Origin of the sequence: Mesorhizobium sp. B2-4-17, from assembly GCF_006441275.1 — a bacterium.
Classification (GTDB): Bacteria; Pseudomonadota; Alphaproteobacteria; order Rhizobiales; family Rhizobiaceae; genus Mesorhizobium.
Genome location: NZ_VFUX01000013.1, coordinates 118,623 through 144,191 on the forward strand (window position 1 = coordinate 118,623; position 25,569 = coordinate 144,191).

At 61.7% G+C, this 25,569-nt stretch carries 25 protein-coding genes, 2 tRNA genes and 1 pseudogene; 12 read left to right on the forward strand and 16 right to left on the reverse strand.

Features of this window, described 5'->3' with window-relative positions:
- Window positions 1-78: 78 nt before the first annotated feature.
- The 5 genes from nusG to tuf form a co-directional block, all read right to left on the reverse strand.
- The gene (gene nusG, locus FJ548_RS12680) at window positions 79-606 is read right to left on the reverse strand and encodes a transcription termination/antitermination protein NusG (protein WP_015317996.1); all 528 of its coding nucleotides are present in this window, start codon (window positions 604-606) and stop codon (window positions 79-81) included.
- A gap of 27 nt (window positions 607-633) precedes the next feature.
- Window positions 634-837, reverse strand: coding sequence for a preprotein translocase subunit SecE (secE, locus tag FJ548_RS12685; protein WP_140609826.1), 204 nt, complete (start codon window positions 835-837; stop codon window positions 634-636).
- 361 nt (window positions 838-1,198) lie between these two features.
- A tRNA-Trp gene (locus tag FJ548_RS12690) sits at window positions 1,199-1,274 on the reverse strand.
- A 144-nt stretch (window positions 1,275-1,418) separates the two neighbouring features.
- Window positions 1,419-1,904, reverse strand: coding sequence for a group II truncated hemoglobin (locus FJ548_RS12695; protein ID WP_140777997.1), 486 nt, complete (start codon window positions 1,902-1,904; stop codon window positions 1,419-1,421).
- A 365-nt stretch (window positions 1,905-2,269) separates the two neighbouring features.
- Window positions 2,270-3,445 carry an elongation factor Tu gene (gene tuf, locus FJ548_RS12700; RefSeq protein ID WP_010909256.1) on the reverse strand — a complete coding sequence of 392 codons (1,176 nt, stop codon included), beginning with the start codon at window positions 3,443-3,445 and terminating at the stop codon, window positions 2,270-2,272.
- A 293-nt stretch (window positions 3,446-3,738) separates the two neighbouring features.
- On the opposite strand from tuf, the gene FJ548_RS12705 reads away from it, so the two are divergent.
- Window positions 3,739-4,626, forward strand: coding sequence for a DMT family transporter (locus tag FJ548_RS12705; protein WP_140777998.1), 888 nt, complete (start codon window positions 3,739-3,741; stop codon window positions 4,624-4,626).
- Between the two features lie 85 nt (window positions 4,627-4,711).
- On the opposite strand, the gene FJ548_RS12710 is transcribed toward FJ548_RS12705, so the two are convergent.
- Window positions 4,712-4,969 (reverse strand): GlsB/YeaQ/YmgE family stress response membrane protein, encoded by a 258-nt coding sequence (locus FJ548_RS12710; protein WP_140609805.1) that lies wholly within the window; start codon window positions 4,967-4,969, stop codon window positions 4,712-4,714.
- Window positions 4,970-5,099: 130 nt separating this feature from the next.
- On the opposite strand from FJ548_RS12710, the gene FJ548_RS12715 reads away from it, so the two are divergent.
- From FJ548_RS12715 to FJ548_RS12725, 4 genes are all read left to right on the forward strand, one after another.
- Window positions 5,100-5,552, forward strand: a complete 453-nt coding sequence (locus FJ548_RS12715) for a YidB family protein (protein WP_140777999.1) — start codon at window positions 5,100-5,102, stop codon at window positions 5,550-5,552.
- Window positions 5,553-5,659: 107 nt separating this feature from the next.
- Window positions 5,660-5,818, forward strand: a complete 159-nt coding sequence (locus tag FJ548_RS30830) for a DUF6634 family protein (protein WP_348640934.1) — start codon at window positions 5,660-5,662, stop codon at window positions 5,816-5,818.
- 12 nt (window positions 5,819-5,830) lie between these two features.
- Complete coding sequence (locus FJ548_RS12720) at window positions 5,831-6,100, forward strand: hypothetical protein (RefSeq protein ID WP_140609803.1); 270 nt, start codon at window positions 5,831-5,833, stop codon at window positions 6,098-6,100.
- A gap of 7 nt (window positions 6,101-6,107) precedes the next feature.
- Entirely contained in the window at window positions 6,108-6,338 is a 231-nt protein-coding gene (locus FJ548_RS12725; protein ID WP_140609802.1) for a hypothetical protein, read from the forward strand.
- Between the two features lie 14 nt (window positions 6,339-6,352).
- Here FJ548_RS12725 and FJ548_RS12730 read toward each other — a convergent pair whose 3' ends face one another.
- On the reverse strand, window positions 6,353-6,931 hold the full coding sequence (locus FJ548_RS12730; protein ID WP_246678636.1) for a DUF6101 family protein: 579 nt from the start codon (window positions 6,929-6,931) through the stop codon (window positions 6,353-6,355).
- Window positions 6,932-7,964: 1,033 nt separating this feature from the next.
- Here FJ548_RS12730 and FJ548_RS12735 point away from each other — a divergent pair.
- The 7 genes from FJ548_RS12735 (at window position 7,965) to selD (ending at window position 17,320) form a co-directional block, all read left to right on the forward strand.
- Window positions 7,965-8,624: a hypothetical protein gene (locus tag FJ548_RS12735; RefSeq protein WP_140778000.1), complete on the forward strand. Its 660-nt coding sequence runs from the start codon at window positions 7,965-7,967 to the stop codon at window positions 8,622-8,624.
- A 575-nt stretch (window positions 8,625-9,199) separates the two neighbouring features.
- Window positions 9,200-10,126: a bestrophin family ion channel gene (locus FJ548_RS12740; protein ID WP_140609825.1), complete on the forward strand. Its 927-nt coding sequence runs from the start codon at window positions 9,200-9,202 to the stop codon at window positions 10,124-10,126.
- Between the two features lie 479 nt (window positions 10,127-10,605).
- The gene (gene fdnG / locus FJ548_RS12745) at window positions 10,606-13,680 is read left to right on the forward strand and encodes a formate dehydrogenase-N subunit alpha (protein WP_140778001.1); all 3,075 of its coding nucleotides are present in this window, start codon (window positions 10,606-10,608) and stop codon (window positions 13,678-13,680) included.
- Between the two features lie 9 nt (window positions 13,681-13,689).
- A complete protein-coding gene (fdxH, locus tag FJ548_RS12750) occupies window positions 13,690-14,604 on the forward strand; it encodes a formate dehydrogenase subunit beta (protein WP_140778002.1) in 915 nt (304 codons plus the stop codon).
- Complete coding sequence (locus FJ548_RS12755) at window positions 14,601-15,272, forward strand: formate dehydrogenase subunit gamma (RefSeq protein ID WP_140778003.1); 672 nt, start codon at window positions 14,601-14,603, stop codon at window positions 15,270-15,272. The genes fdxH and FJ548_RS12755 overlap by 4 nt, the downstream gene beginning before the upstream one ends.
- An 84-nt stretch (window positions 15,273-15,356) precedes the next feature.
- On the forward strand, window positions 15,357-16,211 hold the full coding sequence (fdhE, locus tag FJ548_RS12760; protein WP_246678643.1) for a formate dehydrogenase accessory protein FdhE: 855 nt from the start codon (window positions 15,357-15,359) through the stop codon (window positions 16,209-16,211).
- A gap of 62 nt (window positions 16,212-16,273) precedes the next feature.
- Window positions 16,274-17,320: a selenide, water dikinase SelD gene (selD, locus tag FJ548_RS12765; protein WP_140778005.1), complete on the forward strand. Its 1,047-nt coding sequence runs from the start codon at window positions 16,274-16,276 to the stop codon at window positions 17,318-17,320.
- A gap of 25 nt (window positions 17,321-17,345) precedes the next feature.
- On the opposite strand, the gene FJ548_RS12770 is transcribed toward selD, so the two are convergent.
- The 9 genes and pseudogenes from FJ548_RS12770 to FJ548_RS12810 all read right to left on the reverse strand — a co-directional run.
- Complete coding sequence (locus tag FJ548_RS12770) at window positions 17,346-17,786, reverse strand: hypothetical protein (protein WP_140778006.1); 441 nt, start codon at window positions 17,784-17,786, stop codon at window positions 17,346-17,348.
- A gap of 258 nt (window positions 17,787-18,044) precedes the next feature.
- Window positions 18,045-18,140, reverse strand: a tRNA-Sec gene (locus FJ548_RS12775).
- Window positions 18,093-20,099, reverse strand: a complete 2,007-nt coding sequence (gene selB / locus FJ548_RS12780; RefSeq protein WP_140778013.1) for a selenocysteine-specific translation elongation factor — start codon at window positions 20,097-20,099, stop codon at window positions 18,093-18,095. Before selB ends, FJ548_RS12775 begins: the two co-directional genes overlap by 48 nt.
- Window positions 20,096-21,514 carry an L-seryl-tRNA(Sec) selenium transferase gene (selA, locus tag FJ548_RS12785; protein ID WP_140778007.1) on the reverse strand — a complete coding sequence of 473 codons (1,419 nt, stop codon included), beginning with the start codon at window positions 21,512-21,514 and terminating at the stop codon, window positions 20,096-20,098. Before selA ends, selB begins: the two co-directional genes overlap by 4 nt.
- Before the next feature lie 94 nt (window positions 21,515-21,608).
- Window positions 21,609-22,919 (reverse strand): NAD(P)/FAD-dependent oxidoreductase, encoded by a 1,311-nt coding sequence (locus FJ548_RS12790; protein WP_140778008.1) that lies wholly within the window; start codon window positions 22,917-22,919, stop codon window positions 21,609-21,611.
- Window positions 22,920-23,465 (reverse strand): DUF488 domain-containing protein, encoded by a 546-nt coding sequence (locus FJ548_RS12795; protein ID WP_140778009.1) that lies wholly within the window; start codon window positions 23,463-23,465, stop codon window positions 22,920-22,922. It abuts the gene before it with no gap.
- A gap of 9 nt (window positions 23,466-23,474) precedes the next feature.
- Complete coding sequence (locus FJ548_RS12800) at window positions 23,475-23,684, reverse strand: DUF2945 domain-containing protein (protein WP_140778014.1); 210 nt, start codon at window positions 23,682-23,684, stop codon at window positions 23,475-23,477.
- A gap of 705 nt (window positions 23,685-24,389) precedes the next feature.
- A complete protein-coding gene (locus tag FJ548_RS12805) occupies window positions 24,390-25,202 on the reverse strand; it encodes a family 1 encapsulin nanocompartment shell protein (protein ID WP_140778010.1) in 813 nt (270 codons plus the stop codon).
- Window positions 25,195-25,569, reverse strand: a pseudogene (locus tag FJ548_RS12810) (Dyp-type peroxidase domain-containing protein); the annotation flags it as partial. The gene FJ548_RS12805 and the pseudogene FJ548_RS12810, both read right to left, overlap by 8 nt.

Below are 25,569 nucleotides of genomic sequence, written 5' to 3' on the forward strand. Positions count from 1 at the left end.
TTCGCCTTCCACCGTTCCCAAGGCCGCGCGCCTCCGCGCCGCCTCCCCTGATCGCCGACAGGCGCCAAGGATTTCGGATCAGCCCTTTTCGACCTGTCCGAATTCCAGATCGACAGGCACGGCGCGCCCGAAGATCGAAACTTCCACCTTGAGCCGCGCCCGCTCCTCGTCCACTTCCTGGACGAAACCATTGAACGACGCGAAGGGACCGTCCGAGACGCGGATCGCCTCACCGATCTCGAAGGTGACCGAGGGCTTCGGCCGCTCGACGCCTTCCTGCACCTGATTCAGGATGCGCTGCGCTTCCGCCTCGGTGATCGGCACCGGCTTGGAGTCGCCGAGAAAGCCGGTGACCTTCGGCGTGTTCTTGACCAGCGAGAACACTGCATCGGTCAGATTGGCCTTCAAGAGCACATAGCCCGGGAAGAATTTGCGCTCGGCATCGACCTTGCGGCCGCGACGAACCTCGACGACCTTCTCGGTCGGCACCACGATCTGCTCGATATCGGCGGACAGGCCCTTCTGCTTGGCCTTGTTCTCGATGTCCTCGGCGACCTTCTTTTCAAAGTTCGAATAGGCGTGGACGATATACCAGCGCGTAGCCATTTTACGACTTCTCCGTAATCGCCGGACTTAGCGTCCAATTCCCAGAATCTGCTCGACCGCGAGGCCCATGAGCTGATCGGCGGTGAAGAAAAAGAGCATCGCGATCACAGCGAAGGCCAGAACCATCACCGTCGAGATCATCGTCTCGCGCCGCGACGGCCAAGTCACCTTGGCTGTCTCCGCGCGCACCTGCTGGAGAAAGACGAATGGATTTGTGGTTTTCGAAGCCATATGCCGCCTGTCTTCAAGACCCGTTGGCCGGGTCCCCTGGATGATCCCGCTGGCCGGGACGTGCCGCCTGGGTCCACTGTCGCGCCGAATCAGCGCAATCACTTCGCCCATGCAAATCAGACGCGTAAAGCCGGCTTCCCAGCTCCACGCGCCGCGTGTCTGTCCTGTCTACATAAAACCGATTCTTGATCCACGCAAGTGGCAAGTGTCCGCTTTATGACCAAACGCCGCCTCGGAACCATCCAGTCGTTCCGTCCCGGCTATGGCGCTCTTATGCCCGAATTGCCTCAATATGGCAAGCGGGTCGCCGAATTTCAAAGGCCACCGGCAAAAATGTCGTTTCTGATAGCCATTTCGAAAATGGCACGGGCAGCAGGGCTCGAACCTACGACCTGCGGTTTTGGAGACCGCCGCTCTACCAACTGAGCTATGCCCGTAACGTGCGCGTGTCGGCGCAACAGGCGCTTCCTAAAAGCTTCCGTGCGCTCTGTAAAGAGCAGCCGGATGCAGTTTTTTCTTTGCCAGAAATCCAGATTCTCTGCCGTCGGCAAAGGTCGCGCTGTCGGCCCGGCATGCAACGATTACGATTTTCCGGCTGGCGGCTTGTACGGGCCGCCAGGCACGCCCCAGCCCCATGCTGGCATTGGTTCTGTCTCCGGATCGCAGGTCTCGCCGAGATTGGAATTCATCTTCGCCAATCGCGATCCCCATTCGACATAGCCCATGAGGGCGGAACGGAACTCGGGATCGTCGGGCAAGCCGACCACGTCGGCGGCGTCGGCAAGCAGGTTGATCCAGCGTCGGCGCTGCTCTTCGGTCAGATGCTTGCCCAGATGGTGCATGACCATCTCACGGTGGCCGCCGAACTTTTCGCTGTAGCTTTTCGGCCCTCCGAAAACCTCGCCGATGAAGGCCGCGACATGGGCGGGGTGATCCGGCGACATGTGCTTGAAGACCGGCCCGACGATCGGGTCCTTCGCCACCTTGTCGTAGAAGGTTTCGGTCAGGCGGTTCAGCGCCTCGATGCCGCCCGCCCATTCATACAGTGTCGGAACGTCCTGGCTCATTCTTGATCCTCCGCCGGCCCGTGCGCTGCCAACGGCCACGATAGCGGCAAAATCGAGCGTGGCTCAACCTGCCTCGATGGCCAGTTTCCGATGTCACGCGCCTTACAGCGCCAGCGCGCGAGTTGATCACTCCAAGCAACTGACGCAGCTTCTGCAGGGGCTGGCTTGTGATTGCGCCTCGCACCGAGATCCTTTGCGGGCACTCTTGGCAAAGCTCCCGCGGAACACCCTGCATTCCTTGCCGCGATGGGGCTTGCGACAGCCTTGGGAGTGAGACGCAGTTCCCAGGGCCACGCCGCGCCGAAAGCAAAAAGGGCGGCCCGAAGACCGCCCTTTCCTTACCGAACCGGCAGAAGCCGGATCGATTATTCCTTGATGGTGACGACGATGCCGGCACCGACGGTGCGACCGCCTTCACGGATGGCGAAGCGCAGCTTCTCTTCCATGGCGATCGGCACGATCAGCTCGACATCGACCGTGATGTTGTCGCCAGGCATCACCATCTCGGTGCCGGCCGGCAGCGACACGATGCCGGTCACGTCGGTCGTGCGGAAGTAGAACTGCGGACGGTAGTTGGTGAAGAACGGCGTGTGACGGCCACCCTCGTCCTTGGTCAGGATGTAGGCTTCGGCCACGAACTTCTTGTGCGGCTTCACCGTGCCGGGCTTGGCCAGAACCTGGCCGCGCTCGACGCCTTCACGATCAACGCCGCGCAGCAGCGCGCCGATGTTGTCGCCGGCCTGGCCCTGGTCGAGCAGCTTGCGGAACATCTCGACGCCCGTGCAGGTCGTCTTGGTCGTCGGACGGATGCCGATGATTTCCAGTTCCTCGCCGACCTTGACCACGCCGCGCTCGACGCGGCCGGTCACCACCGTGCCGCGGCCCGAGATCGAGAACACGTCCTCGATCGGCATCAGGAACGGCTTGTCGAGTGGACGGACCGGCGTCGGGATGTAGGCGTCGACCTGAGCCATCAGCTCGCGGATCGCGTCCTCGCCGATCGTCTTGTTCGAATCCTCGAGCGCGGCCAAGGCCGAACCCTTGACGATCGGAATGTCGTCGCCGGGGAATTCGTTCTTCGACAGCAGCTCGCGCACCTCGAGCTCGACCAGCTCCAGCAGCTCGGCGTCATCGACCTGGTCGACCTTGTTCAAAAACACCACGATCGACGGCACGCCGACCTGGCGGGCCAGCAGGATGTGCTCGCGGGTCTGCGGCATCGGGCCGTCGGCGGCCGACACCACCAGGATCGCACCGTCCATCTGCGCCGCACCGGTGATCATGTTCTTCACATAGTCGGCGTGGCCGGGGCAGTCGACGTGGGCATAGTGGCGGTTGGCCGTCTCGTATTCGACGTGAGCCGTCGAGATGGTGATGCCGCGCGCCTTCTCTTCCGGCGCCGCATCGATCTGGTCGTAGCGCTTGTATTCGCCAAAATACTTCGTGATCGCCGCCGTCAGCGACGTCTTGCCATGGTCAACGTGACCAATCGTGCCGATGTTCACATGAGGCTTAGTGCGCTCGAATTTACCTTTTGCCATAGTCTCTTTCCTTGGACGGCCTGGACCTTCAGTTCAGTCGAATGCGGGGCGATTAGCGACAAAGGCCAAAAAACACAAGCGTCTTTTGGCCGGGTGCAGTCTCACTCGGTCCGAACCAGCGATCCGATTGCGGGGATATGACGCCGATATAGGAAGGTTCGAGACAAAATGAAATGGGCGCGGAGCCGACCGATCGAAGCCGGTATCGCGCTCTGTTCCCGCCAATCGCTGTCTGGTTCACGGCCAGTTGATGGCCCATTGCAGCCGCTGGCGAGGTCTGATTTCCTGACCGGATGCATTTCCTTCCGACGACCGTTCGCGGCCCGCTTTTCATGATCGTCTCGACCGGATCGTATCTCGTCAACGATACGATGATGAAACTCGCGACCACGGGCCTGCCCTCCTACGAAGTGCTGTTTCTGCGCGGCGCGGCCGCAACGCTCTGGGGCTTTCCGCTGCTGTTCCTGCTTGGCTACGGCAAACAGATCCCCCTGATCTTCGACGGCCAAGTGCTGCGCAGGAACCTGCTCGAACTGGCGGCGATCCTTTGCTATGTCGTGGCGCTCGCTAACATGCAGATCGCGGATTCCACCGCGCTCGGACAGATCACGCCGCTGCTGATGCTGGTCGGCTCCTCGATCCTGTTCGGCGAGCGCATCGGCGGCCAACGCATGGCGCTGATCGGGCTCGGCTTCATCGGCGCATTGATGGTGGCGCAGCCGACCATGCAGGGCATTTCGGTCTACGCCCTGCTTGCGCTCGGCAATGCGGCACTGGCAGCCGCGCGCGACCTTGCCGGCAGGCGCGTTTCGGCCGAGGTGCCGGGAATGATCGTGGCGATTTCCGCCGTCGTGGTGGTGCTGATCGGCTCGGGTGCGGCACATCTGGTTTCGGAGCGCTGGGTGGCGCCCGAGACGCGTCACCTGCTGCTGATGGCCGGCGCCGGATTTTTCCTGATCTTCGGCCATTTCTTCATCTTCATGGCCTACCGCATCGGACCGACCAGCGCCGTTGCGCCGTTTTACTACTGCTTCACCGTCTGGGCGGTCATTTCTGGCCTGCTCGTATTTAGACAATTTCCCAATGCGCTGGCCGTCTGCGGTATCCTGCTTGTCGTCGCCAGCGGGCTCGCCATCGTGACGCTCGACGAACGCAAGCGCCGGCTCGCCTTGGTCGCTTGAGTCAATACGCAGACCGGCCGGCGGATGGAGCCGCAAACACGGCTCCATCCAACGCCCGCAGATGGCAGACGAAGAGCCGACGCGTCTAGATGGTGCGCTTGCCGCTGAACTGGTGATACGCCCACAGCACGACGACGGCGCCGACCACCGCAACGATCAGGCTCCAGATGTTGAGGCCGGTGACCCCCGATGCACCGAAAGCACTGAAGATCAGGCCGCCGACAACGGCACCGACGATGCCGAGCACGATGTCCATAATCAGGCCCTGGCCGGTCTTGTTGACGATCTTGCTGCCGATGAAGCCGGCGATCACGCCGAGAATGATCCAGCTGATGATACCCATTTTTTCCTCTCCATCCCCTGCCAACCCGACATTTTCATATGATTGTCAAAAGCTCAAGCCAGCTTGAAATTCTGCCTGCATGCGTCATTGTTGGAGATGGGCCGGGCTTGGTTGAGATGGAGGATCCACTATGGGACTTTTCGACAACGCCGTTCCCGGCGGCAACATCACCAAACCGCTGATGATCGCGCTCGGCGCGCTGCTGGTCGGCAAGATGCTGAGCGGCAGAAGCGCCGACCAGCCGGACCAGCAGACTCAAGCGCCTGCTCCGACCGAAGCCAACCCCGGCGACGGTGGCCTGCTCGGCGGTCTGGGCGGCCTGCTCGGCAAGCTCAGGGACGCCGGCCATGGCAATGTCGCCGATTCCTGGGTCGGCACCGGTCAGAACCAGTCGATCAACGCCAATGATCTGGGTGCAGCACTCGGGCCGCAGGTCATCCATGAGATCGCGCAGCGCACCAGCATGGACGAGCAGGAACTGCTCAAGCAGCTTTCCACCGCCCTGCCCGGCATCGTCGACAGACTGACGCCAAACGGTCAGGTGCCGCAGCAACACCAGGTGGCCTCCGCGTTCAACAGTTAACGCACGCATGCCCTGAAGCGCTGCGCGCTTTGCCGTGCAGCGTTGGGGTCTAGCGATGATGAGGAAGAGAATCTGGAGCGGGTAGCGTGCGTAATTGGCGCCAGTAGGTGGGACTGTCGACCAGACATCCGACGCTCGTCGGAATGAACAGACCGATAGGCACTTCTCCCGTGTGGCTGCTGTCAGCCGACATGACCTGGGCGAGGACGCATTCCAGATGGTATCGGCTTGGCCGTCCTGCCGAGCGGTCCGGCCTGGATGCCTGAGTGGCGACGGCCATGGCTGCCAAAGATTCCCATCCCACTGAGGACCGTCATTTCAGGCGCCGCCACAAGGCGGCGGTAGCAGGCCTGCACCTGCCAACAGAGGTCGAGTTGTTGCGCAGCATGCCTTTTCTTTCCGACGACATGGCGACCGACATCCGGGAATTCGGCGAGCGCCTGTCGCGCAGGCTAAAGCACAAGCCGAAATTCGAAGTCGCTCCCCTCGTGGCTTGCCTTGAGGACCTGACGGTGGAACCAGAGCATCGAGGCGCTTCAGTGTGTTGAGTCGGCCATGGAAGCCGCGAGCGGCTTCAACACCGTGTCCGCGCGCGATGCCAGGCTGCGCATCCTTTTCTACCTCGCATCGTGTGGGGATCCCAAGGCAGCTGCCGCGATCGCCGGCGAGACAGCCGCGGTCGCATTTGGCGACGTTCGCGATCATAGCGACTTCAGCCATGTATCGCGTGCGCTCGCCTGGGCTCTGCTTGCCAACACCTATAGCCACATGCGCCGGGAAAAATGAACACGAGTGTCACATCACTTCCGATCCACCAGTCGACCGATATGCTCTAATGCCGTCAGTTTGTTCATCAGGCCAGCATTAGAAAGCCTGGGCGCATGGTCGAGACGCGGCCCATGATGCGGTCGCTGGGGTGAGAGGGTGTTGACGCTGGCACCGAGCGTTTCCTCAAGCGTGCGGGCAACGCCGTCGGCGTCAAGCAGAAGCATAGGCAGACGATAGGCCTCGGCCCAGACACGCCAGTCGGCGGCAACAAGTTCGAGATCGTCGGATACCAGCAGCGGCACCGTCAGCGTCGGATCAATGTGCAGAAGCTTGAGCTCGGATGTGAATTTTCCATCCGGATCCGCCATCGCGCAGGCGGCCACGCCGCGGAAAACCTTGGCGGGAAGGGCAATGATTGCCGGTACGTTGCTTAGATCCTGCGTGCGTCGGACCACCGCACCACGCTGGTTGAGCGTGCAGGTCACGTCGCCATAGTTGTCGCGCGTATAATAGCTCACCGTCTCCGGCAGCCGCGACGGGTCGAGACGCCTGTTGCGCCCGGTCCAAGAACTCGCCTCCGGTTCAGTATGAGTCCGCTCACCATCGTTCATCACTGGCACCTGGAAAGAGAAGGGTCCTGAAGCACAGCACGCAACCAATGCCCCGAGTGAGCCCCAATCCTTTGCGGCGCCGCCGTCTTCGGCTTGCGTCCAGCAACAGCTGCGTGCCTTCGCAATCTCTACCCCTATTGAGGTCGAACGGATGTACCCGGCTCGAACTCTCAGCAAATGTCCTACTGCCACGTAAAATAGCAGTGTATTCTGTATTAGCGATTACTAATTTATGTCAATTCTTCGGTAACTTTGGCATAGCCTCGATCAACACGAGGAAGTGATCCGAAGACGAGTCCACGCTTCCGACTTGCGGATGGCAGCTCTGCGGCCGTAGGTCGGGTGTTGGGTTGAGCGTTATCTGTGCTACCGAGTTGCTGGTCAGCTATGTCAGAAAAGCGATCACTTCTCGCATCGCTTAACCTGAAAGACGTACGGGAATCGGTCGATTTGCAGTAGCACTGAAGAACAATGCGGTATGGTCGAAAGAACCGGGCCTACCAATCGCCGGTTTCTCGGTTCCAGCCAATTTTCGAACTGCGATCACACAGCGCCGCCGAAATGAGCGAAAGCTGCTGTAACGCCCACCCGCATTCGGATTCGAATTTCTTGAGCAACGACGTCGTCGGCGCTTCCAGACATGGACCGACCTCATTCAGCGGATTCTCCTCAACACCTGACTGCGAACCCAGTCCGACTGCAGACGACAACATTATCACTGTCGAGGTCTTCCAGACTGTATGATAGATTGCAATCTGCCTCGGTCGCTCGTTGGCAGGACGGTTTCATTCCGACTGCCATTCGCCCCGTCGCGAGGGGTCAGCGAATCCTTTGCATTGTTTCCAAGTCGGACCGACGCCTTGTGGCGGCTCCCACTCTCAAGATCACCTGCTTATGCCCGGATTTCCGGGACTTTCCCGCGCTTCGAGGCCCCTTCTGCAAGCCTCCCATGACCGGCATGACTTCCATGTGCTGGCCGCCGAAACGAACATATCGAATCCTTGGGGTTGCCTGGTCCGGAGTCCCACTTGCAATGCGCGACCTTGAAAGGACTCTCAAGGATCACAAAACGCGGCTGGTCCAAGCCACGGTGCCAGCGACGGTCATGGGCAAGCTCGCCGCCTCGCCCGAACACCTGCCCCAGGTCCTCGCCGAGTTCGAAGCCGGAAGGAAACTGACCGGCAAACAGGTTACCGTCATCATCGGCGGCGAGGAAGAGGTTCAAGCTTCCGACCTGCCAAACGCCGGCGGCATCGCCGGGCTCCGGGCGAACGCGCAGGCGAAGCTGAAGGTCGGCATCTCGGAATTCGCCCGGAACATCGCCGAGGTCATGAGCCATATCGAAACAGCGCTCGCCCGGGCAATGGAGGGCAAGCGGGTGCTGAAGGGCCAACTGGCAGACAAGATCGAGCGCCTGGCGAGGCTTGCCCGGTTCCAGCTCGAGAACGTGACCCTGTTGGTCGAACTCAATCCGGGCAATTCGGCGGCCTCCCAGGTGATCCGCTTCCCGGAGGGAAGCAAATGGCGGCAGGTATCGGAACTTCTGTGGACCCTGGGCGGGCGCGGCAGCTGGCCTCGGGAGGAACTGGCTCCTTGGCTGTACGCCGAGGTGCTACCGCTTCTCACCTGGTCGATCGATAACGGCAAACGGCCCAAAGAAGCCGAGGCTTTGAACGCCGAGCCAAATCGGTAAAATGATTTGACAAAGTGCGTGAAGAAAAAAGACGCGGGCGGCTGGGATCGCTTCCTTCCGGCCCTCCCCCTGCCAGCCGATGTAAAGGCGAGTTGGCTCAGACACGTGTCAATTGCCGGAGGCTGTGGGGCACGGGAACTAAGTTTGGAATGCTGTTCGACTGTCGGCACACGACAGCTTGTCCAACCAACGCGGACAAGCTGTCTGGAATCTACAAAGATCATCTCTGTAAACCATTGATATTGCTTTAATTTTAACTGGCACGCCTATTGCTTCGTTCATGCCACCAATGGTGGAGGAGCCGTATCTGGCCTTAAGGGCGCCAGAGGCGAACAACCTCCACGAACGCAACCAAACGGGGGACAATTGCTACAGTTGAAGCAGAAACGGCACGGCGAGGGCTGTCTCGATGGCAAGTCGCTGCTTGCCTAGGTCACGGTCGCAATCCCGATCCTTTGGGGCGTCTGGCAGGCCCCGAGAGTGCCACCGCTCTGTTTTTTTGACACGCCACCGGCGGAGCGTCTCGCCGGACCCCGCCGGTGGACGAAGCCAGCCCGGCAATCACAGGGTGGAACATGATCGTTCGCGAAACGCCAAGCCTTCTCACTTTATTCCTGGAAATCAGGGGCTCCGTCATTCGGCGGATCTATCCCAGGGTGCTGATCGTCATGGCGCTGTCAGTGTTCGTCGTCTGGGGACACAGTCGTGAGCCGCAGTTTATACCGTTGGTGGACGGGGCGCCTTTTTCACTCGTCGGCATCGCGCTGTCCATCTTCCTGGGCTTCCGGAACAATGCTTGCTACGACCGCTGGTGGGAAGGCCGCAAGCTTTGGGGGCGCCTGCTCGCGGCCAGTCGGGATCTCGCCCGTCAGACCATCGTGCTGACCCGGCCGGACGGAACAGCCACCGGCGCCCGTGCACGTCTTGTCCACCTGAATATCATATTCGTTGACGAACTCGTGCGCCACCTGCGCTATCATGACCGCCCGAACAAAACGGCGGATGCAACTCTCTCGCCCGAAGAAAAAAAGGCTCTGTCGACGACCCGCAACGTGCCGGACTATATATTGCGGTTGATCGGTGAGGCGTTTGCGCGGCTTCGTTGTACCGGTGCCATCAGCGACATAGAGTTCTCCATATTCGACCGTACCCTCTGTGAACTGAATGGCGTGCTTGCCGGCTGCGAGCGGCTTCGCAACACGCCAGTGCCTTTCGGCTACACGCTCCTGCTTCACCGGACGGCGTACCTGTTCTGCTTCATGCTGCCCTTTGGTCTTGCCGACGTTCTCGGTGCTCTCACGCCCGTCGCGGCCGGAGTAGTCGCCTACACGTTCTTTGGGCTGGATGCGCTCGGCGACGAACTTGAGGCACCCTTTGGAATATTGCCGAACGACCTGCCAATAGCCGCCATCGCGAAAACGATCGAAATCAGCCTGCGGGAGGCCCTCAAGGAGGGTGATCTGCCCGAAATGCCGAAGCCGGTAGATACCATTTTACTATGAATTTGCCTGCTGGCTCGGAAACCAACTTGCTGCCGCTTGGCTGCAAAGGAGACGCGATACCAGGGTAGCATGGATAATTTGTCCGGGGCCCTCCGGACATTTTGTCCGTAGCCAACGAATAACCAGGCCATAAGCCGTTGATTCTTAATCAATCAGGATTGGCACGCCTGTTGCACAGGCATTCTTCGCCAGGGACGGTCGACATCGGTGGCGGGTTTGGGAGTTTCATCGCCGCGTTCGCCAAAGCGGCAGATGCGGCACAGCCTTAGCCAGCCATAAGGTTCAACGTGGACGCTGCAATGGACCAGTGTTATCGTTTGAAGAAACGAACGGCGCGGACAGCGCCGCAACAAGACGACGCACGACTACCGACTTCGGAGAGCGCTCTTGTCAGAAGATCATCTTCTACCAGCGCGATTGACATGCAGATCCGGTTTATCGGGACACAACCTCTTTTGAACGGTTCGCGAGGTAAGGCAATGAACTTGAATCGCCGAGGTTTCATCAAGCTGACAGCGGCTGGATTGGCAGCATCCAGCATGGGTGCGTTGGGTTTCGGCCATGTCGGCGAAGCGCTTGCCTCCTCTGTCCGCGCCTTCAAGCTGGCCGCCACAACGGAAACCCGCAACACCTGCACCTATTGTTCTGTGGCATGCGGCATCCTGATCTACAGCGTGGGTGACCGGGCAAAGAATGCTCGTTCCAACATCATCCACATCGAAGGCGATCCAGACCATCCCGTGAACCGCGGAACATTGTGTCCGAAGGGATCGGCTCTGCTGGATATCGTTCACGCGCCAACGCGGCTGACGGCGCCACGCTACCGCGCGCCGGGAACGAACGAGTTCAAGGAGGTCACCTGGGACTTCGCGCTCGACCGCATCACGCGGCTGATGAAGGACGACCGCGACAAGAACTTCGTTGCCAGGAACAAGGACGGCGCCACCGTCAACCGCTGGACCAGCGTTGGCATGCTGGCGGCTTCCGCGTCGTCCAGCGAAACCGCTTTCCTCACCTGGAAGGTGGCCCGCTCCCTCGGCATGGTGGTGTTCGACAACCAAGCGCGTGTCTGACACGGACCGACGGTGGCCAGTCTGGCTCCAACATTCGGTCGCGGTGCAATGACCAACACCTGGCAGGACATCAAGAATGCCAACGTGGTGATCGTGATGGGCGGCAACGCCGCCGAAGCGCATCCCTGCGGCTTCAAATGGGTCATCGAAGCGAAGATCGAGAACGGCGCCAAGCTCGTCGTGGTCGACCCACGCTTCACTCGAACAGCGTCAGTCGCCGATCTCTATGCGCCGATCCGCCCGGGCACCGACATTGCCTTCCTGAACGGCCTCATCCGCTATCTGCTGGAGAAGGACAAAATCCAGCATGACTACGTGCAGGCCTTCACCAATGCCGGTCTGATCGTGAAGGAGGAGTTCGGTTTCCAGGACGGCCTGTTCACCGGCTACAACGAGGAGACGCACAGCTACGACAAGTCGAGCTGGGAATACGAGTTCGACGAGCAGGGTTTCGCCAAGGCCGATGACACCTTGCAGCATCCGCGCTGCGTCATCAACCTGCTGCGAAAACATGTCGACCGCTACACCCCTGAGATGGTGTCGCGCATCACCGGCACGCCGCAGGACAAGTTTCTGCAGGTCTGCGATCTTCTGGCGACGACCGCGGCTCCGGACAAGGCTCTGACATCCCTGTTCGCACTCGGGTGGACCCAGCACTCGGTCGGGTCTCAGAACATCCGCACCATGGCCATGGTGCAGCTTCTGCTCGGCAATATCGGCGTCGCCGGCGGCGGCATGAACGCCCTGCGCGGTCATTCCAATATCCAGGGCCTGACGGATATCGGTCTACTCTCCAACCTGATGCCTGGCTACATGACGCTGCCGGGCGACAAGGAGACGACCTTCGACGACTACATGAAGACGCGTCAGTTCGTTCCGCTGCGGCCTGGACAGATCAGTTACTGGCAGAATTATCGCAAATTCTTCGTCAGCTTCCAGAAGACGATGTTCGGAGCTGCCGCGAAACCCGAAAACAACTGGGCCTACGACTGGCTGCCGAAGCTGGACATACCGCTCTACGACATCATCAAGGCTTTCGAGATGATGAGCAACGGCGAGATGACCGGGTACATCTGCCAAGGCTTCAATCCGCTCCAGGCCTTCCCGGATCGAGGCAAGATCCGGCGCGGGCTGAGCAAGCTCAAATTTCTGGTGACGATGGACCCGCTCGACACCGAGACATCACGGTTCTGGGAGGATTTCGGGCCACAGAATCCATCCGATCCGGCGGAAGTCCAGACCGAAGTCTTCCAACTGCCGACGAGTTGCTTCGCCGAAGAGAACGGATCGCTGGTGAATTCGGCGCGTTGGCTGCAATGGCACTGGAAGGCGGCTGAGCCGCCAGGCGAGGCCCAGTCGGACATCTGGATCATGGCAAACCTGTTCCGCCGGTTGAAGGAGCTCTACCAGAAGGAAGGTGGTCCGTTCACGGATGCGATGATGAATCTCACCTGGGATTACGTAGATCCGACATCTCCCGATCCGGAAGAATTGGCCAAAGAGATGAACGGACGGACACTGGCCGACATCAAGGACACCGCGACCGGCGCGGTGACGCTCAAGGCCGGGCAACTGCTCGACAGTTTCGCGCAGCTCAAGGATGACGGCACGACGGTGTCCGGCTGCTGGATCTTCACCGGGTGCTACACCGAAAAAGGCAACCAGATGGCCCGGCGGGATACCACCGATCCGCGGGACCAGGGCATTGCTTCGGGTTGGGCCTGGGCGTGGCCAGCCAATCGGCGCATCCTTTACAATCGCGCCAGCGCCGACCTGAACGGCAAGGCCTGGAACCCGAAGAAGCCTGTCATCGAATGGACCGGCGAACGCTGGGCCGGCATCGACGTGCCCGATATCCCGCCGACAGCCGGCCCATCCACCGGCGTCGGACCATTCATCATGAATGCCGAAGGCCTCGCACGCCTGTTCGCGCGCAACACCATGGTCGAGGGGCCGTTCCCCGAACACTACGAGCCCCTCGAGTCACCCGCCGAGAACGTTCTGCATCCGAAGGTCCGATCCAATCCGGTGGCGCGTGTGTTTCCGGACGACCGCAAGAACTTCGGCGCGGCGCCGGACTTTCCCTATGTCGCGACAACGTACCGGCTGACCGAACACTTCCACTACTGGACCAAGCATGCGCTGATCAACGCGATCCTGCAGCCGGAAGAGTTCGTCGAGATCGGCGAGGAACTCGCGAAGGAGAAGGGCATAGGCCAGGCGGACTGGGTGAAAGTCTCGTCGAAGCGCGGTGAGGTCGTCTGCAAGGCCTATGTCACCAAGCGCATCAAGCCGCTCATGGTCGACGGCAAGCCGACGCATGTGATCGGCTGCCCCATCCATTGGGGTTTCACCGGACAGGCTCGCAAGGGCTACGGAGCCAACACGCTGACTCCGTCAGTTGGCGACGCCAACACGCAAACGCCGGAATTCAAGGCGTTCCTCGTGAACGTCGCGAAGTCGAACGGTCCGGAGGTCTAGAGGGCGGCCATGAGCGATCTTCAAGCACAAGACTTCATCCGCATCTCGGCCACGACGCTGACCCCGCCGACTGTTCGCAACCACGAGCAGGAAGTCGCCAAGCTCATCGACGTCTCGCGCTGCATCGGCTGCAAGGCCTGTCAGTCGGCATGCATGGAATGGAACAATCTGCGCCCCGAAGTCGGACACTTCGAAGGCAGCTACGACAATCCGATGGATCTCGGACCCAGCGTCTGGACGCTGATGCGCTTCGCCGAATGGGAAAATGAGAAGGGCGATCTGGAGTGGCTGATCCGCAAGGATGGCTGCATGCATTGCGAGGACCCCGGCTGCCTCAAGGCATGCCCGGCCCCGGGCGCCATCGTCCAGCACGCCAACGGCATCGTCGATTTCATCAGCGAGAACTGCATCGGTTGCGGCTATTGCGAGAAGGGATGCCCGTTCAACATTCCGCGCGTCAGCCAGGTCGACCACAAGTCGTACAAATGCACTCTGTGCTCGGACCGCGTGACGGTCGGCCTCGAGCCCGCCTGCGTCAAGGCCTGCCCGACCGGCGCGATCATGTTCGGCTCGAAGGCCGACATGACCGAATGGGCTGGCGAGCGCGTGGACGAGCTGAAATCGCGCGGCTTCGAAAACGCCGGCCTCTATGATCCGCCGGGCGTCAGCGGCACGCATGTGATGTATGTCCTGCAACACGCCGACAAGCCCGCCATCTATGCCAACCTGCCGGAAGACCCGCACATCAGCGAGTTCGTCGGTTTCTGGAAAGGGCTGGTCAAGCCGGTGGCGTTGGCGGGCATGGCTTTCACGGCGGCGGCGGCATTCCTCCACTGGATCACGGTCGGTCCCAACAAGGTCGACGAAGAAGATAATCATCATGCCGAGGACCTGATCCGATCGACGAAGGAGAAGTCCGCATGACCTATCCGAAGGGAACGATCATTCGGGCCAGCGCGATGATGCGCATCAATCACTGGCTGACCGCGGGATGCTTCGTGCTCCTCGTCCTGTCGGGGCTAGCGATGTTCCATCCCTTGCTGTTCTGGCTGTCCAACCTGTTCGGTGGTGGCCAATGGACCAGGGCTGTTCACCCCTGGATCGGTTGCGTGCTGTTCGTGAGCTATCTCTGCCTCATCATCCAGTTCTGGCGCGATAACTTGCCGAGCATGGGTGATGTCAGATGGATGGCCAAAATCAACCGCGTCATCGTCAACGACGAAGAGAACGTCCCCGAGGTCGCCCGATTCAACGCCGGCCAGAAACTCGTGTTCTGGGGCATGGCCTTTCTGGTGCCGGTGTTGTTCTTCACCGGCCTGACCGTTTGGGAGGTCTATTTCGGCGCCTATACCTCGATCGAGACGCAGCGCATCACGTTGCTCATCCACAGCCTCTGCGCAATCGGCGCGATCATCCTTTGGATGATCCACGTCTACGCCGCGATCTGGGTCAGCGGGTCGATGCGCGCCATGACGCAGGGCTATGTGACTCCCGGCTGGGCGTGGCGTCATCATCGCCTGTGGCTACGCCGGCTGGCGCAGACGCAATCTCGCGGGCCGACCCCGGGCGCCAATCGCGATCTCGGCAGGTGAGGATTTGATTTGAGGCAAGGCGGCAGCCCAAGCACCGGGAAATGGCAGGGATCGGCGACTGGCGGCGTCACGTCGCCGGACACCGTGGTCCTGCCCGATCCTGGCGCACGCTTCACTGCGACCGCAGTGCGCCTAGCAACGGTTGCGTTGGATCACCCGATGGAGGGCTGGCTGTCGTTCCTGGCGCGCCTGGCTTCGGCACAGCGACAGGCGCTCGACGCCGTCTCGGCCATCGAAGGCGCATCGTCGGCGACCATCGATCAGGCCGTGGAAGCAGGCATGCCGCCTTATGCCGCCGACGGACATCGTCGCGATCCAGCCTGGCGGACAGCGCTGGCGTCCATTCTGGACGAGATCGAGGCCCGCCCCTTGCCAACCCAGGCGCGCGAGGTCATTGCCAGGCTCCGCACCGCCGAAGCAACCGCCATCGAGGCGTTTGCCGAACGATTCCTCCACGGCGATGTCCAGGTCGAGGAAGCCGGCGAAGCGCTTTATGTCGCGGCGGCGCTTCAGGTCTATTTCTCGACGCTGGCAGCAAGACTGCCGGCCGGCAAGCTTCAACTTCTCCAGCAGCCAGGCCTATGCCCCTGCTGCGGGTCGACCCCGAGCGTTGGCCTGGTTACAGCGACGGGCAAGACCCCCGGCATCCGCTATCTTTATTGTTCGCTGTGCTCGACAGCCTGGGTGCACGTTCGTGCCACTTGCATCACCTGCGAGGATACGCGTACCGTCGCGCTCGAGGGGATCGAAGGCGACACCGGCCTGGTAAGAGCCGAAACGTGCAACGCCTGCCACACCTACTCGAAGCTGATTTATCAGAAGCAGGATATGCAGGCTGATCCATATGCGGACGATCTCGCCAGCCTTGGCATCGATATCCTGGTTGCCGAGGCGGGTTGGTCGCGTCATGCGCCAAATCCGCTGCTGCTGGTTGCCTAGAAGTGGATAGGAGGTCGGCAACAATGACAAGCCAAGTCGCCAGATCGGGGATGGATCCATTGATGCCGACTTCGAGCGTTCGCCTCACCGATCTCGCCCATGGTGGGGGGTGCGGCTGCAAACTGGCGCCGTCGGTGCTTCAGAAGCTGCTGGCCGGCCAGCCGTCTTCCGCGCCGTTCGCACAGCTCCTTGTCGGCACCGAGACCGGCGACGACGCCGCGGTCTGGCAAATCGACGAAGAGACCTGCGTGATCGCGACGACCGATTTCTTCATGCCCGTCGTCGACGATCCGCGCGATTTCGGACGCATTGCCGCGGCCAATGCGGTGTCCGATATCTACGCCATGGGCGGAAAGCCGATCATGGCGCTGGCCATTCTCGGCATGCCGCTCGGGAAATTGCCGATCGAGACCGTCCGCGCCATCCTGGAAGGCGGCGCGTCGATCTGCGCCGAGGCAGGCATTCCCGTCGCGGGCGGCCACTCGATCGATTCCGTCGAGCCGATCTACGGGTTGGCTGTCATCGGCCTCGGAAGCCCGCGCACCATCCGCAGGAACTCCGGCTCGCGGCCGGGGGATGCGCTCATCCTGACCAAGGGCATCGGCGTTGGCGTCTACTCCGCGGCATTCAAGAAGCTGCAGCTGCCCGAAGCGGCCTATGCCGAAATGATCGCGTCGACAACACTGCTGAACAGGATCGGCGGCGATCTCGCCCAAGATGACGATGTGCACGCGATCACCGACGTAACGGGTTTCGGTCTACTGGGCCATGCCCTGGAGCTTGCGCGGGGAAGCAATGTGCACGTGACCATCGAGAGCGCTCGCATTCCGTATCTTGCCGAGGCCGAGGCGCTCGCCAAGGCAGGCTTGATCACCGGAGCGTCAAACAGAAACTGGGCGAGCTACGGGGAGCAAGTCCTGCTGCCGCCCGACACGCCGGAATGGCGGCGCGCGCTGCTCACCGATCCGCAGACATCCGGCGGCCTGCTGGTTGCCTGCGCGGCCGAACGGGCGGAACTGCTTCGGACAAGAATCGTAGCCGCGGGTTATCCGCGCGCGAGCATCGTCGGTGCAGTATCGGCCGGCGACGGCACTGTCGTTGTGGCTTAACGACGTCATTCGCGCAATGGCCTGCTTAGGCTGGTGCGGCGGTGCCCTTTGCAACGACCGCGGTGTGGATCTCTTCCGTCAGCTTGTTGTTGAGCTGGATCAGCCGCTGCAATTCGTCCTGGATCCTCAAGAGCGCCTGAGCGTCTCTGTAGGTCTGCAGCGCCTGTTTGTCGGAAGCCGCGGCCGCAACCTTCTGCCCCACCATGATCACCGAAAGCAGAACCAACTGCAGGAATGTCTGGGCGACCCAGGCAATCAGTGTGGCCACGCCGCCATAGATCGCCGACGGCAGGCTGATAAGGGCAATTCCCCCAAAGGCATAAGCGCACCACATCGTGCCGACGATATTCGTGATGACCACGGCTATCCGGCCGTTGAGGCCTACGTTTTCATGCTTGGTAAGGTGTGGCCCGGTCTTGTCGCGTTCCTTGATTCGCGGGTCCGGAGTGTGTTCGACGTTCGTCATTTTGTCCTCATCGCAAAGTCGGTTTGTCCCTCAGGGTGGGCAGCGGTGTCGGACATGGCCTCGACCGCGAGCGGACAATGAGGGCTCTAATCTTGTTCCATGGCGATCTCGTTGTTGCGCGATATCTAATACAGCATGATATCTATTTGAAATACATGGACAACTTGTCCATTCAACCGGACAAGATTTCCAACCCTAACGGAAGGTCGCACGACGTCGCGATCTCACGGTGGTGCCGGGCAGACGGTTCCGAGATGATGGCGGAAGAGAGCGGGAGTCGAACCCACCAAAGACAGTCTCGCTGCCTCACTCGGATTTGAAGTCCGAGCGCCCCACCGGGGACGATTCTCTTCCAGGATCACTCCGATCACGACGCGGCTGAGGCGTCAACGGACCGAACAAATCCAGACGATGCCTGTTGGTACGACGCTGGTCGCCCCGGCTAAGGGTGACCCCGTGGCGATCGAAAAATTCGAGTATCTGGATCGCGACCTTGCGGCCATTGTCCAGTCGATCGCGAAACTGGGCCGCCGTGAAGGCACCATTCCCCGAGGGACCTGCAAGGTCGGCGGCGATGGCGACCATCTGGCGAACCGTGCTGCGCAGGAAGAAGTGGTCGATCGCCACCTCGTCGACGAAACCGAGCCGACCGACCAATTTCAGGAGCCGCCGGATATCGCGCTCCCCCTGCCCCGTCAGCACTGCAATATCGCGCACGCGCGGCGGCCTGTACTGGGCCGCGCCGCCGAGCAACGACTCGACACCATGCCAGAGCGCTTCGTCCTTTGGGGTGAGCCGGACCGTGTGCGTCGCCAGACGCACGAACGCGCCGTCCAGCGCGATGGCATGGTCGCGTGCCACCTTCTGCAGCGCGGCGGCAAACACTGCGGCAGGCAGCCGCGGCTGCAACAGCAGACGGAGCTTTTCGCGGCCGATGCCTTGCAGGTCCGGATATTGCGCGTGGAAGGTGGCAAGCGCGTTGAGCAGCGCCGATGTGTAGGCATGCCACCGCGAGCGCGAAACGGCGATCCGGTCCGCCTCGACGGGCAGGACGATCGCATCCACTGCGGCCGGCAGGCTCTCCCGTTCGCCCGGTGCCAGCGCGCGATCGCTGGCGAAGCCACCCACATCTTGGAAATAGGGGCTTGTTTCGAGCAGCGCGGCGAAGGCCTGTCGCGGATCGCTCAAGGACAGCGCGGCACGCAATGCCGCGCGCTCGGGCGTTCGCCGCCGCCGTGCCGGCGGTCTCAGGTCGAGGAACTGTCCGCCGCCAATGGTCCTCTGGGCCGAAGTGTCCCGGATCACGAAGCGATCGAGCGCAGCCGCCGCGATCGGGCGATCCAGGACCAGTTGCACATCCGCGCCCATGCCAGGATCGAGCGCCGCCTCGCCCAGGAGGACGACATGGGCGCCGACCTCGGCCGAGGCATGATGCAGGCGCACCGGGAACCATTGCCGCAATCCCTTGCTCTCGCTCGGCAGCAGCTTCAACCTGGCGTCGATACGGTCCGTCGGCGCGTGCAGTTCCGGATCGAGCACCATATCGCCACGGTGGACGGCCTCCTTGGAAATCTCCTCGCCCTGCAGGTTGAGCGCACAACGATCCCCGGCACGGCCTGACTCCGCCGGCTCGTTCTGCACGTGCAGCGACCGCACGCGCGCGGCCAATCCGAAAGGACTTATGCGCACCCGATCGCCGACCCGCACTGTTCCGGTCAGGATGGTTCCAGTCGCCACCACGCCGATCCCGGCAAGCGTGAAGACACGGTCGACGGCCAACCGGAAACGCTGGTCGGCGCTGGAACGCGGCAGCTCGCCGCCGGCGGCCGCCAGCCGGCCGCGCAGATGCTCGACGCCTTGGCCGGTTACGGCGGATACCGGCAGCACATCGGCGCCTTCCAAGGCGGTCTCCGCGACCATGGCGCGAATCTCGGCGCTCACCTGCGCAAGCCGCTCGGGCGTCGCAAGGTCCGATTTGGTCAGGGCGATGATGCCCCGCCGGATTCCAAGCAGGTCGATGATTGCCAGATGCTCGCGAGTTTGCGGCATGATGCCGTCGTCGGCCGCCACGACCAGCATCGCGAAGTCGATGCCCGTTGCTCCGGCGAGCATCGTGTGGACAAAGCGCTCATGCCCCGGAACGTCGATGAAGCCGAGCCGTCGGCCGCCCTCGACCGGAAGATAGGCGAAGCCGAGGTCGATGGTGATGCCGCGCGCCTTTTCTTCCTTCAGCCGATCGCCCTCGACCCCTGTCAGCGCTTTGACGAGAGCCGTTTTTCCGTGGTCGATATGTCCGGCGGTGCCGATAATCATGGATGCTGCCGAGCGTCGACCGGCCCCCTTGCCGCCAGTTCGGCCAGCGTCGAGACAAAGGCGTCTTCGTCGGTCAGGCAGCGCAGATCGAGAACCAGGCCGCCATCCGCGGTGCGGCCGATGACGGGCCTCGTCAACGCGCGCAGCGCCGCGGCCAGCCGGTTCAGCGCGCCGCTGCCCGATCGCGGCCGAACCGCGAGGCCGGCGCTCGCGATCGTATCGAGCGGCAGGGCGCCGGATCCGATCTGGCTGTCGCAAGCGCATAGCGAGACCTCAAACTCGTTGCCCACCGCTTGCGCCAGCATCGGCTGCAGGCGACGCGCCTGCGCCTCGATGTCCTCTCTGGGGCGGGCGAGCAGCCTGAGCGTCGGCAGGCGTTCGGCCAGCCGGTCAGGATCGAGATAGAGTTTCAAAGTGGCCTCGATCGCCGCAAGCCTGATCTTGTCGACGCGCAGCGCCCGCTTCATCGGATTGCGGTTCACCGCCGCTATCAGATCCGCGCGCCCGACGATGAAGCCTGCCTGGGGGCCGCCCAGCAGCTTGTCGCCGGAAAAGGTCACTATGCCCGCCCCCTGCTGGACGGCCTCGCGAACGGTCGGCTCGTCGCGCATCCCATAGCGCGACAGATCGGCCAGCGAGCCCGATCCGAGATCGTGGACAAGGGAGACCCCGGCGGCATCGGCTATGGCTGCGAGCTCGGCAGCGCCGACTTCGGCGGTGAAGCCCTGGATGCGGTAATTCGATGTATGAACCTTGAGGATGGCGCCCGTCCGCTCACCGAGCGCGGCGCGATAGTCCTTGGCATGGGTACGATTGGTGGTTCCCACCTCGACCATCAGCGCGCCGGCGCGGGCCATGATGTCGGGCATGCGGAACGCCCCGCCGATCTCGATCAATTCGCCGCGCGAGACGATCGCCTCGCGACCTTGTGAAAGCGTGTTGAGCGCGAGCAGGACCGCGGCGGCATTGTTGTTGACGACGGTTGCGTCTTCCGCGCCGGTCAGTTCGCACAAGAGTCCGCGCACATGCTCGTCGCGCTCGCCGCGTTGGTCGGTTTCGAGATCGAATTCGAGCGCCACGGCGTCGCGCATCGCCCCTGTTGCCGCCTCGATCGCCGCTTCGGCAAGCAAGGCGCGTCCGAGATTGGTATGCAACACGGTGCCGGTCAGGTTGAACAGCGGACGCAGGTCCGAACTGTATTTCTGCTCCAGGCTGATCAGCGAATTGGTCAGAAGATCTTCCGCCGACGCAACAGGCGCGCCAGCCATGATCTCCTTTCGCGCCGTGTCGATCGCGCCGCGGATCGCATCCGTCACGGCTGTTCGCCCAAACCGGTGAAACAGAGCCGGCGGCGCCCGCTCGAGAAGCGTCGCGACAGAGGGCAGCTTGCGCATGCCCGCCATGGTTTCGGTCATGGGCGCCTCACCGATCGCGGATCTCCTTCGATATCGGCTGCATCGTTTCTTATGTCAGCCGTTGTTCCACGATAGCACGTTGATCCCGCCGATTTCATTCTGCTTTGGAGGCCGCACGCTGCTGCGATGGATTGAGCGCGCCCTTCCTGGCCCTCCCCTGCGTGATCAGACGGGCGCTGCGATGGCCGCTGAAGTGAATCCAGACCCAGTTCAGCGCGACCGCAAGCCGGTTCCGCAGTCCAATGAGGAAGAAGATGTGGGCGACGCCCCAGAGCCACCAAGCCAGCCGGCCCTTGAGCTTGACCCAGCCGAAGTCGACGATGGCGGCCCGCTTGCCGATCGTCGCGAGATTGCCGGCGTTCTTGTACGCGAAGGGCGGCGGCGTGTAGGCGCCCCGCAGGCGCGCCTTGATCACGTCGGCCACATAGCGTCCCTCCTGCTTGGCGGCGGGCGCCACGCCCGGGACCGGCTTTCCGTCCTCGGTTTCAACATGAGCCGTATCGCCGACGGCAAAGATATCCGGATGCCCCGGCACGGTCAGGTCTGGCTGCACGAGGATCCGGCCGGCGCGATCGGCCGGCGCATTGAGCCAATCGGCAGCAGGCGAGGCGGCAACGCCCGCCGCCCAGAGAATGGTTTTTGCGGGGAGAAACTGTCCGCCGAGTTCGACGCCGTCCTCCCCACATTGCGAGACGGCGTGTCCCAGCTTGATCTTGACGCCAAGGCGGGTGAGCGCGCGCTCGGCGTAGGCGGACAGATCCTCGGTGAAGCCAGAAAGGATGCGGGGGCCTGCTTCGACCAGGACGACGTGTACACTTCGCGTATCGAAATTGCGAAAGTCGTTGCGCAGCGTGTCCCGGGCAAGCTCCGCGATCGTGCCGGCCAGTTCCACGCCCGTCGGACCCGCGCCGATGACCACGAATGTCAGATACGCGGCCCGTTCGGTTTCATTCTTTTCCCACTCCGCCTGCTCGAAAGCAGCCAGTATCCGCCGCCTGATGGTGGTGGCATCCTCGAGCGTCTTCAGGCCCGGCGCGTATGGTTCCCATTCGTCGTGACCGAAATAGGCGTGGCGGGCCCCGGTCGCCAAAATCAGGGTATCGAAGGAGATCGGTTCCTCGTCCTCCAAAAGGACCTTCCTGTCCTGCGTATCGAGGCCGACGACCGTACCGAGCAATGTCGTGACGTTCTTGTGGCTGCTGAGAAGGGATCGGATCGGCCAGGCGATCTCGGAGGTCGCGAGCGAAGCGGTCGCAACCTGGTAGAGCAAGGGCTGGAAGAGGTGATGGTTGCGTCGATCGATCATCGTCACGCGCACGGGAGCGCTTGCAAGTCCGCGAGCAGCCTCCAAGCCGCCGAAGCCGGCTCCGACGATGACGATGTGATGAAGCTGATCCGTCACCATTCAAGGATCCAATTCGTTTCGCGCGGGATAGATGACCTTTCCACCGGGTTGAACCACAGCCCCCTCGGTGAGGCGAGCAGGCACCAGGCGGCCCTGCCCCAAAATGTGGAAAACGGTTTCCCCGACGGCGACGAGATAGTCGGCGACGATGCGGCGATGGCACCGACACCACAACGCCTCAGAGCACATGATCGCGCAGCGCCGTTCGCGCTGGTGGAGCAATAGCTCGATGCCTGCGTGAAACTGCGGCGAAAGCGCATAGTCGGCATAATTGTGGAAGCTCTGGTTCGTCCAGAAACCGTTGATGTCAGGCGGCAGGCCCGGCGTCCTGCCGCGAAGTCCGCCGAGGGCTGAAACGTATTCGTATGATATGCGGAAAACTGACAAAGCGCCGCGCAACCTGTCTTGGTTGAACTGCGGGTTGGCCCTGGACATGGGCACCTTCCTTATATCAGTAACAAGGTCGATACCGACTCCGTTCAACAGAGCGACGAACTCTTCGAGGCTTCTGTTGGAATGGCCGATCGTGACGAAAGGAAGCGCCATGCGCTGCCTTCACGCATAGTCGAGGGCGCTGCCCTTATGGGCCGCGACGTGATCGGTTTTGTCGCTCTTGATCTCGTATTGGGGATCGTCTTCTGAGGCGTAATGCACGTGCCCTTTGTAGTCGAAGTTCGTCGCGTGGATGGCAACAATCCTCCCCGAGACCCGCCCAGCCTCGGAATTCCAGCTAACATGATCGCCAATCCTAAATCTTCTTGGCATCTCGCGGAGCCCCATTTTCGTCCCGGAGCACTCTTCAGGTTGCTTCGCGCTCTGATGCGATCCCAGCCGCAGACAGTCCAGATTGCCAGCCAGGGCCGACCATGGGATCGCAACGACAACATCATTAGACACGTTCAACAACTCTGTTGTTCCGCCTAGTCTTGACTGTCGACTATAACCTTATCGATTAATCTTTCATTGTGGCGGATAAACTCATCTCGGGTCATCTTAGAGGCATGCCATGCGGCCTGTAGGCCAGCATCACGATCAAGCCATTCGTTCCGTGTTTGATGATCGAGCTTGCGGCGCCGCGCATCCTGTGACCCGTGCGAGTCTCTATCATGATCTCTGGACATCGCATTCCTCCTCTGTCGGCGCTCTGATCCGCAGCAAAATCCTTGTCCCGCTTCAAATCTCAAGCAACAGACGTGCCAATTCGAAATGCAGCGATATTAATAAGTTACGAGGCAGAACCCTGGTGACGCCGGACAATTTGTCGGTGTTCGCCCGACATGTTGTCCAAGGCAGAAATGCGGCGACGCCGGATGCTGGAGCATGATCCCGAAAAGTGGGAACCGGCTTTCGGAAAAGATCAGCTTCAACAAAAGAGCTGGATCAGGATGGCGATTCGCCAAACGTCACCCTTCCAAAGCGTCGCGCGCCGAAATTCGTTCTGTTCCGCCAAGGACTCGCGCCGTTCGTCGGCTATTTCCTCGTTTTTTCGGGGTCGAGGACCACAGAGGCCTCTGTCGTCAGAAGTCTGAACGTAAAGGACTGGAAGAAATAAAGTTCTACGCTCGTGGCGGAATGGTTCGAATAGCCGATCGAGATATCCTGCCCGATATCGAGTTCGAAGTCGCCGCCCCGGGTTGTGAGCAGGAACGCGCCGGCAACGGCAGGCGCCCAGATTACGCCTCCGTCGACCACTCGCTCGATATGGTGGAAGACCGGATAGCCGTCATCGCTCCCCCCGCTCGCCGCGGTGTAGGCATCCGCACCGAGCACGAGAGCATAGGGCCCATTGCAGCCGGCGAGCTTCAACTCGCTCACCGCCTGGGCGGCGGCGCTCGAATAGGCCTTCACGTTGGACGGAAGCATCAGATGAGGATTGCTGCTGCCTTCGCGGACGCCCTGAATGCCAGCCGCCGCGTATCCATCGAAAACAGAGCGGTCCTCGGCGAAGGCGATCTTGCGCGCGGCTTCCTTCACGGGGGACCAATCCGAATCCGTCGCGCCACGTTCCACGTCATCGATCGCCTGGCGCGAAAGCTCGAATGGGACGCAAAGCTCGACCAGCGGTTTCGCTTCCCGCAATACGGTCTGAATCCCCTCACCTAGTCCAGGGATTTGTCTGGTATGACCGGTGCCGACAGCTGAGAAGTCGATCCCTTTCGGCCCGACGACGTCGACAACACGGCGCGCCGCCAGATGGCGCTTCAAGGTACGAGACGCCTCCTCCTCGATCTGTTCCCAGGCAGCGCTGGAGATGGGAGCCAGTTCCCGATGGAGATTATTCATGTCCTGCCTCTTTCCTCAAAGATCCGATACCGAGTGAACCGTCGCCGGCGGAAGCGTCCGGCCGGGGCGCCGCGGGCGTTGGCGTAACGTCCGGGCTGGCGTCGATATCCGGCCGCGCCTCGGGGTCGACATCGTCGAGGAAGGTCGCCGTCGGCACGAAGAACAGCGACCCCGTCACCGCGCGGCTGAAATCCAGCAGATGGTCGTAAGTGCCCGGCGGGTTGCCGATGAACATGTTCTCCAGCATCTTCTCGATGCGATGAGGGGACCGCGCGTAGCCGATGAAATAAGTGCCGAACTCGCCTTTGCCCACTTCGCCGAATGGCATGTTGTCGCGCACGATCTGAAGTTGCTCTCCGTTTTCTTC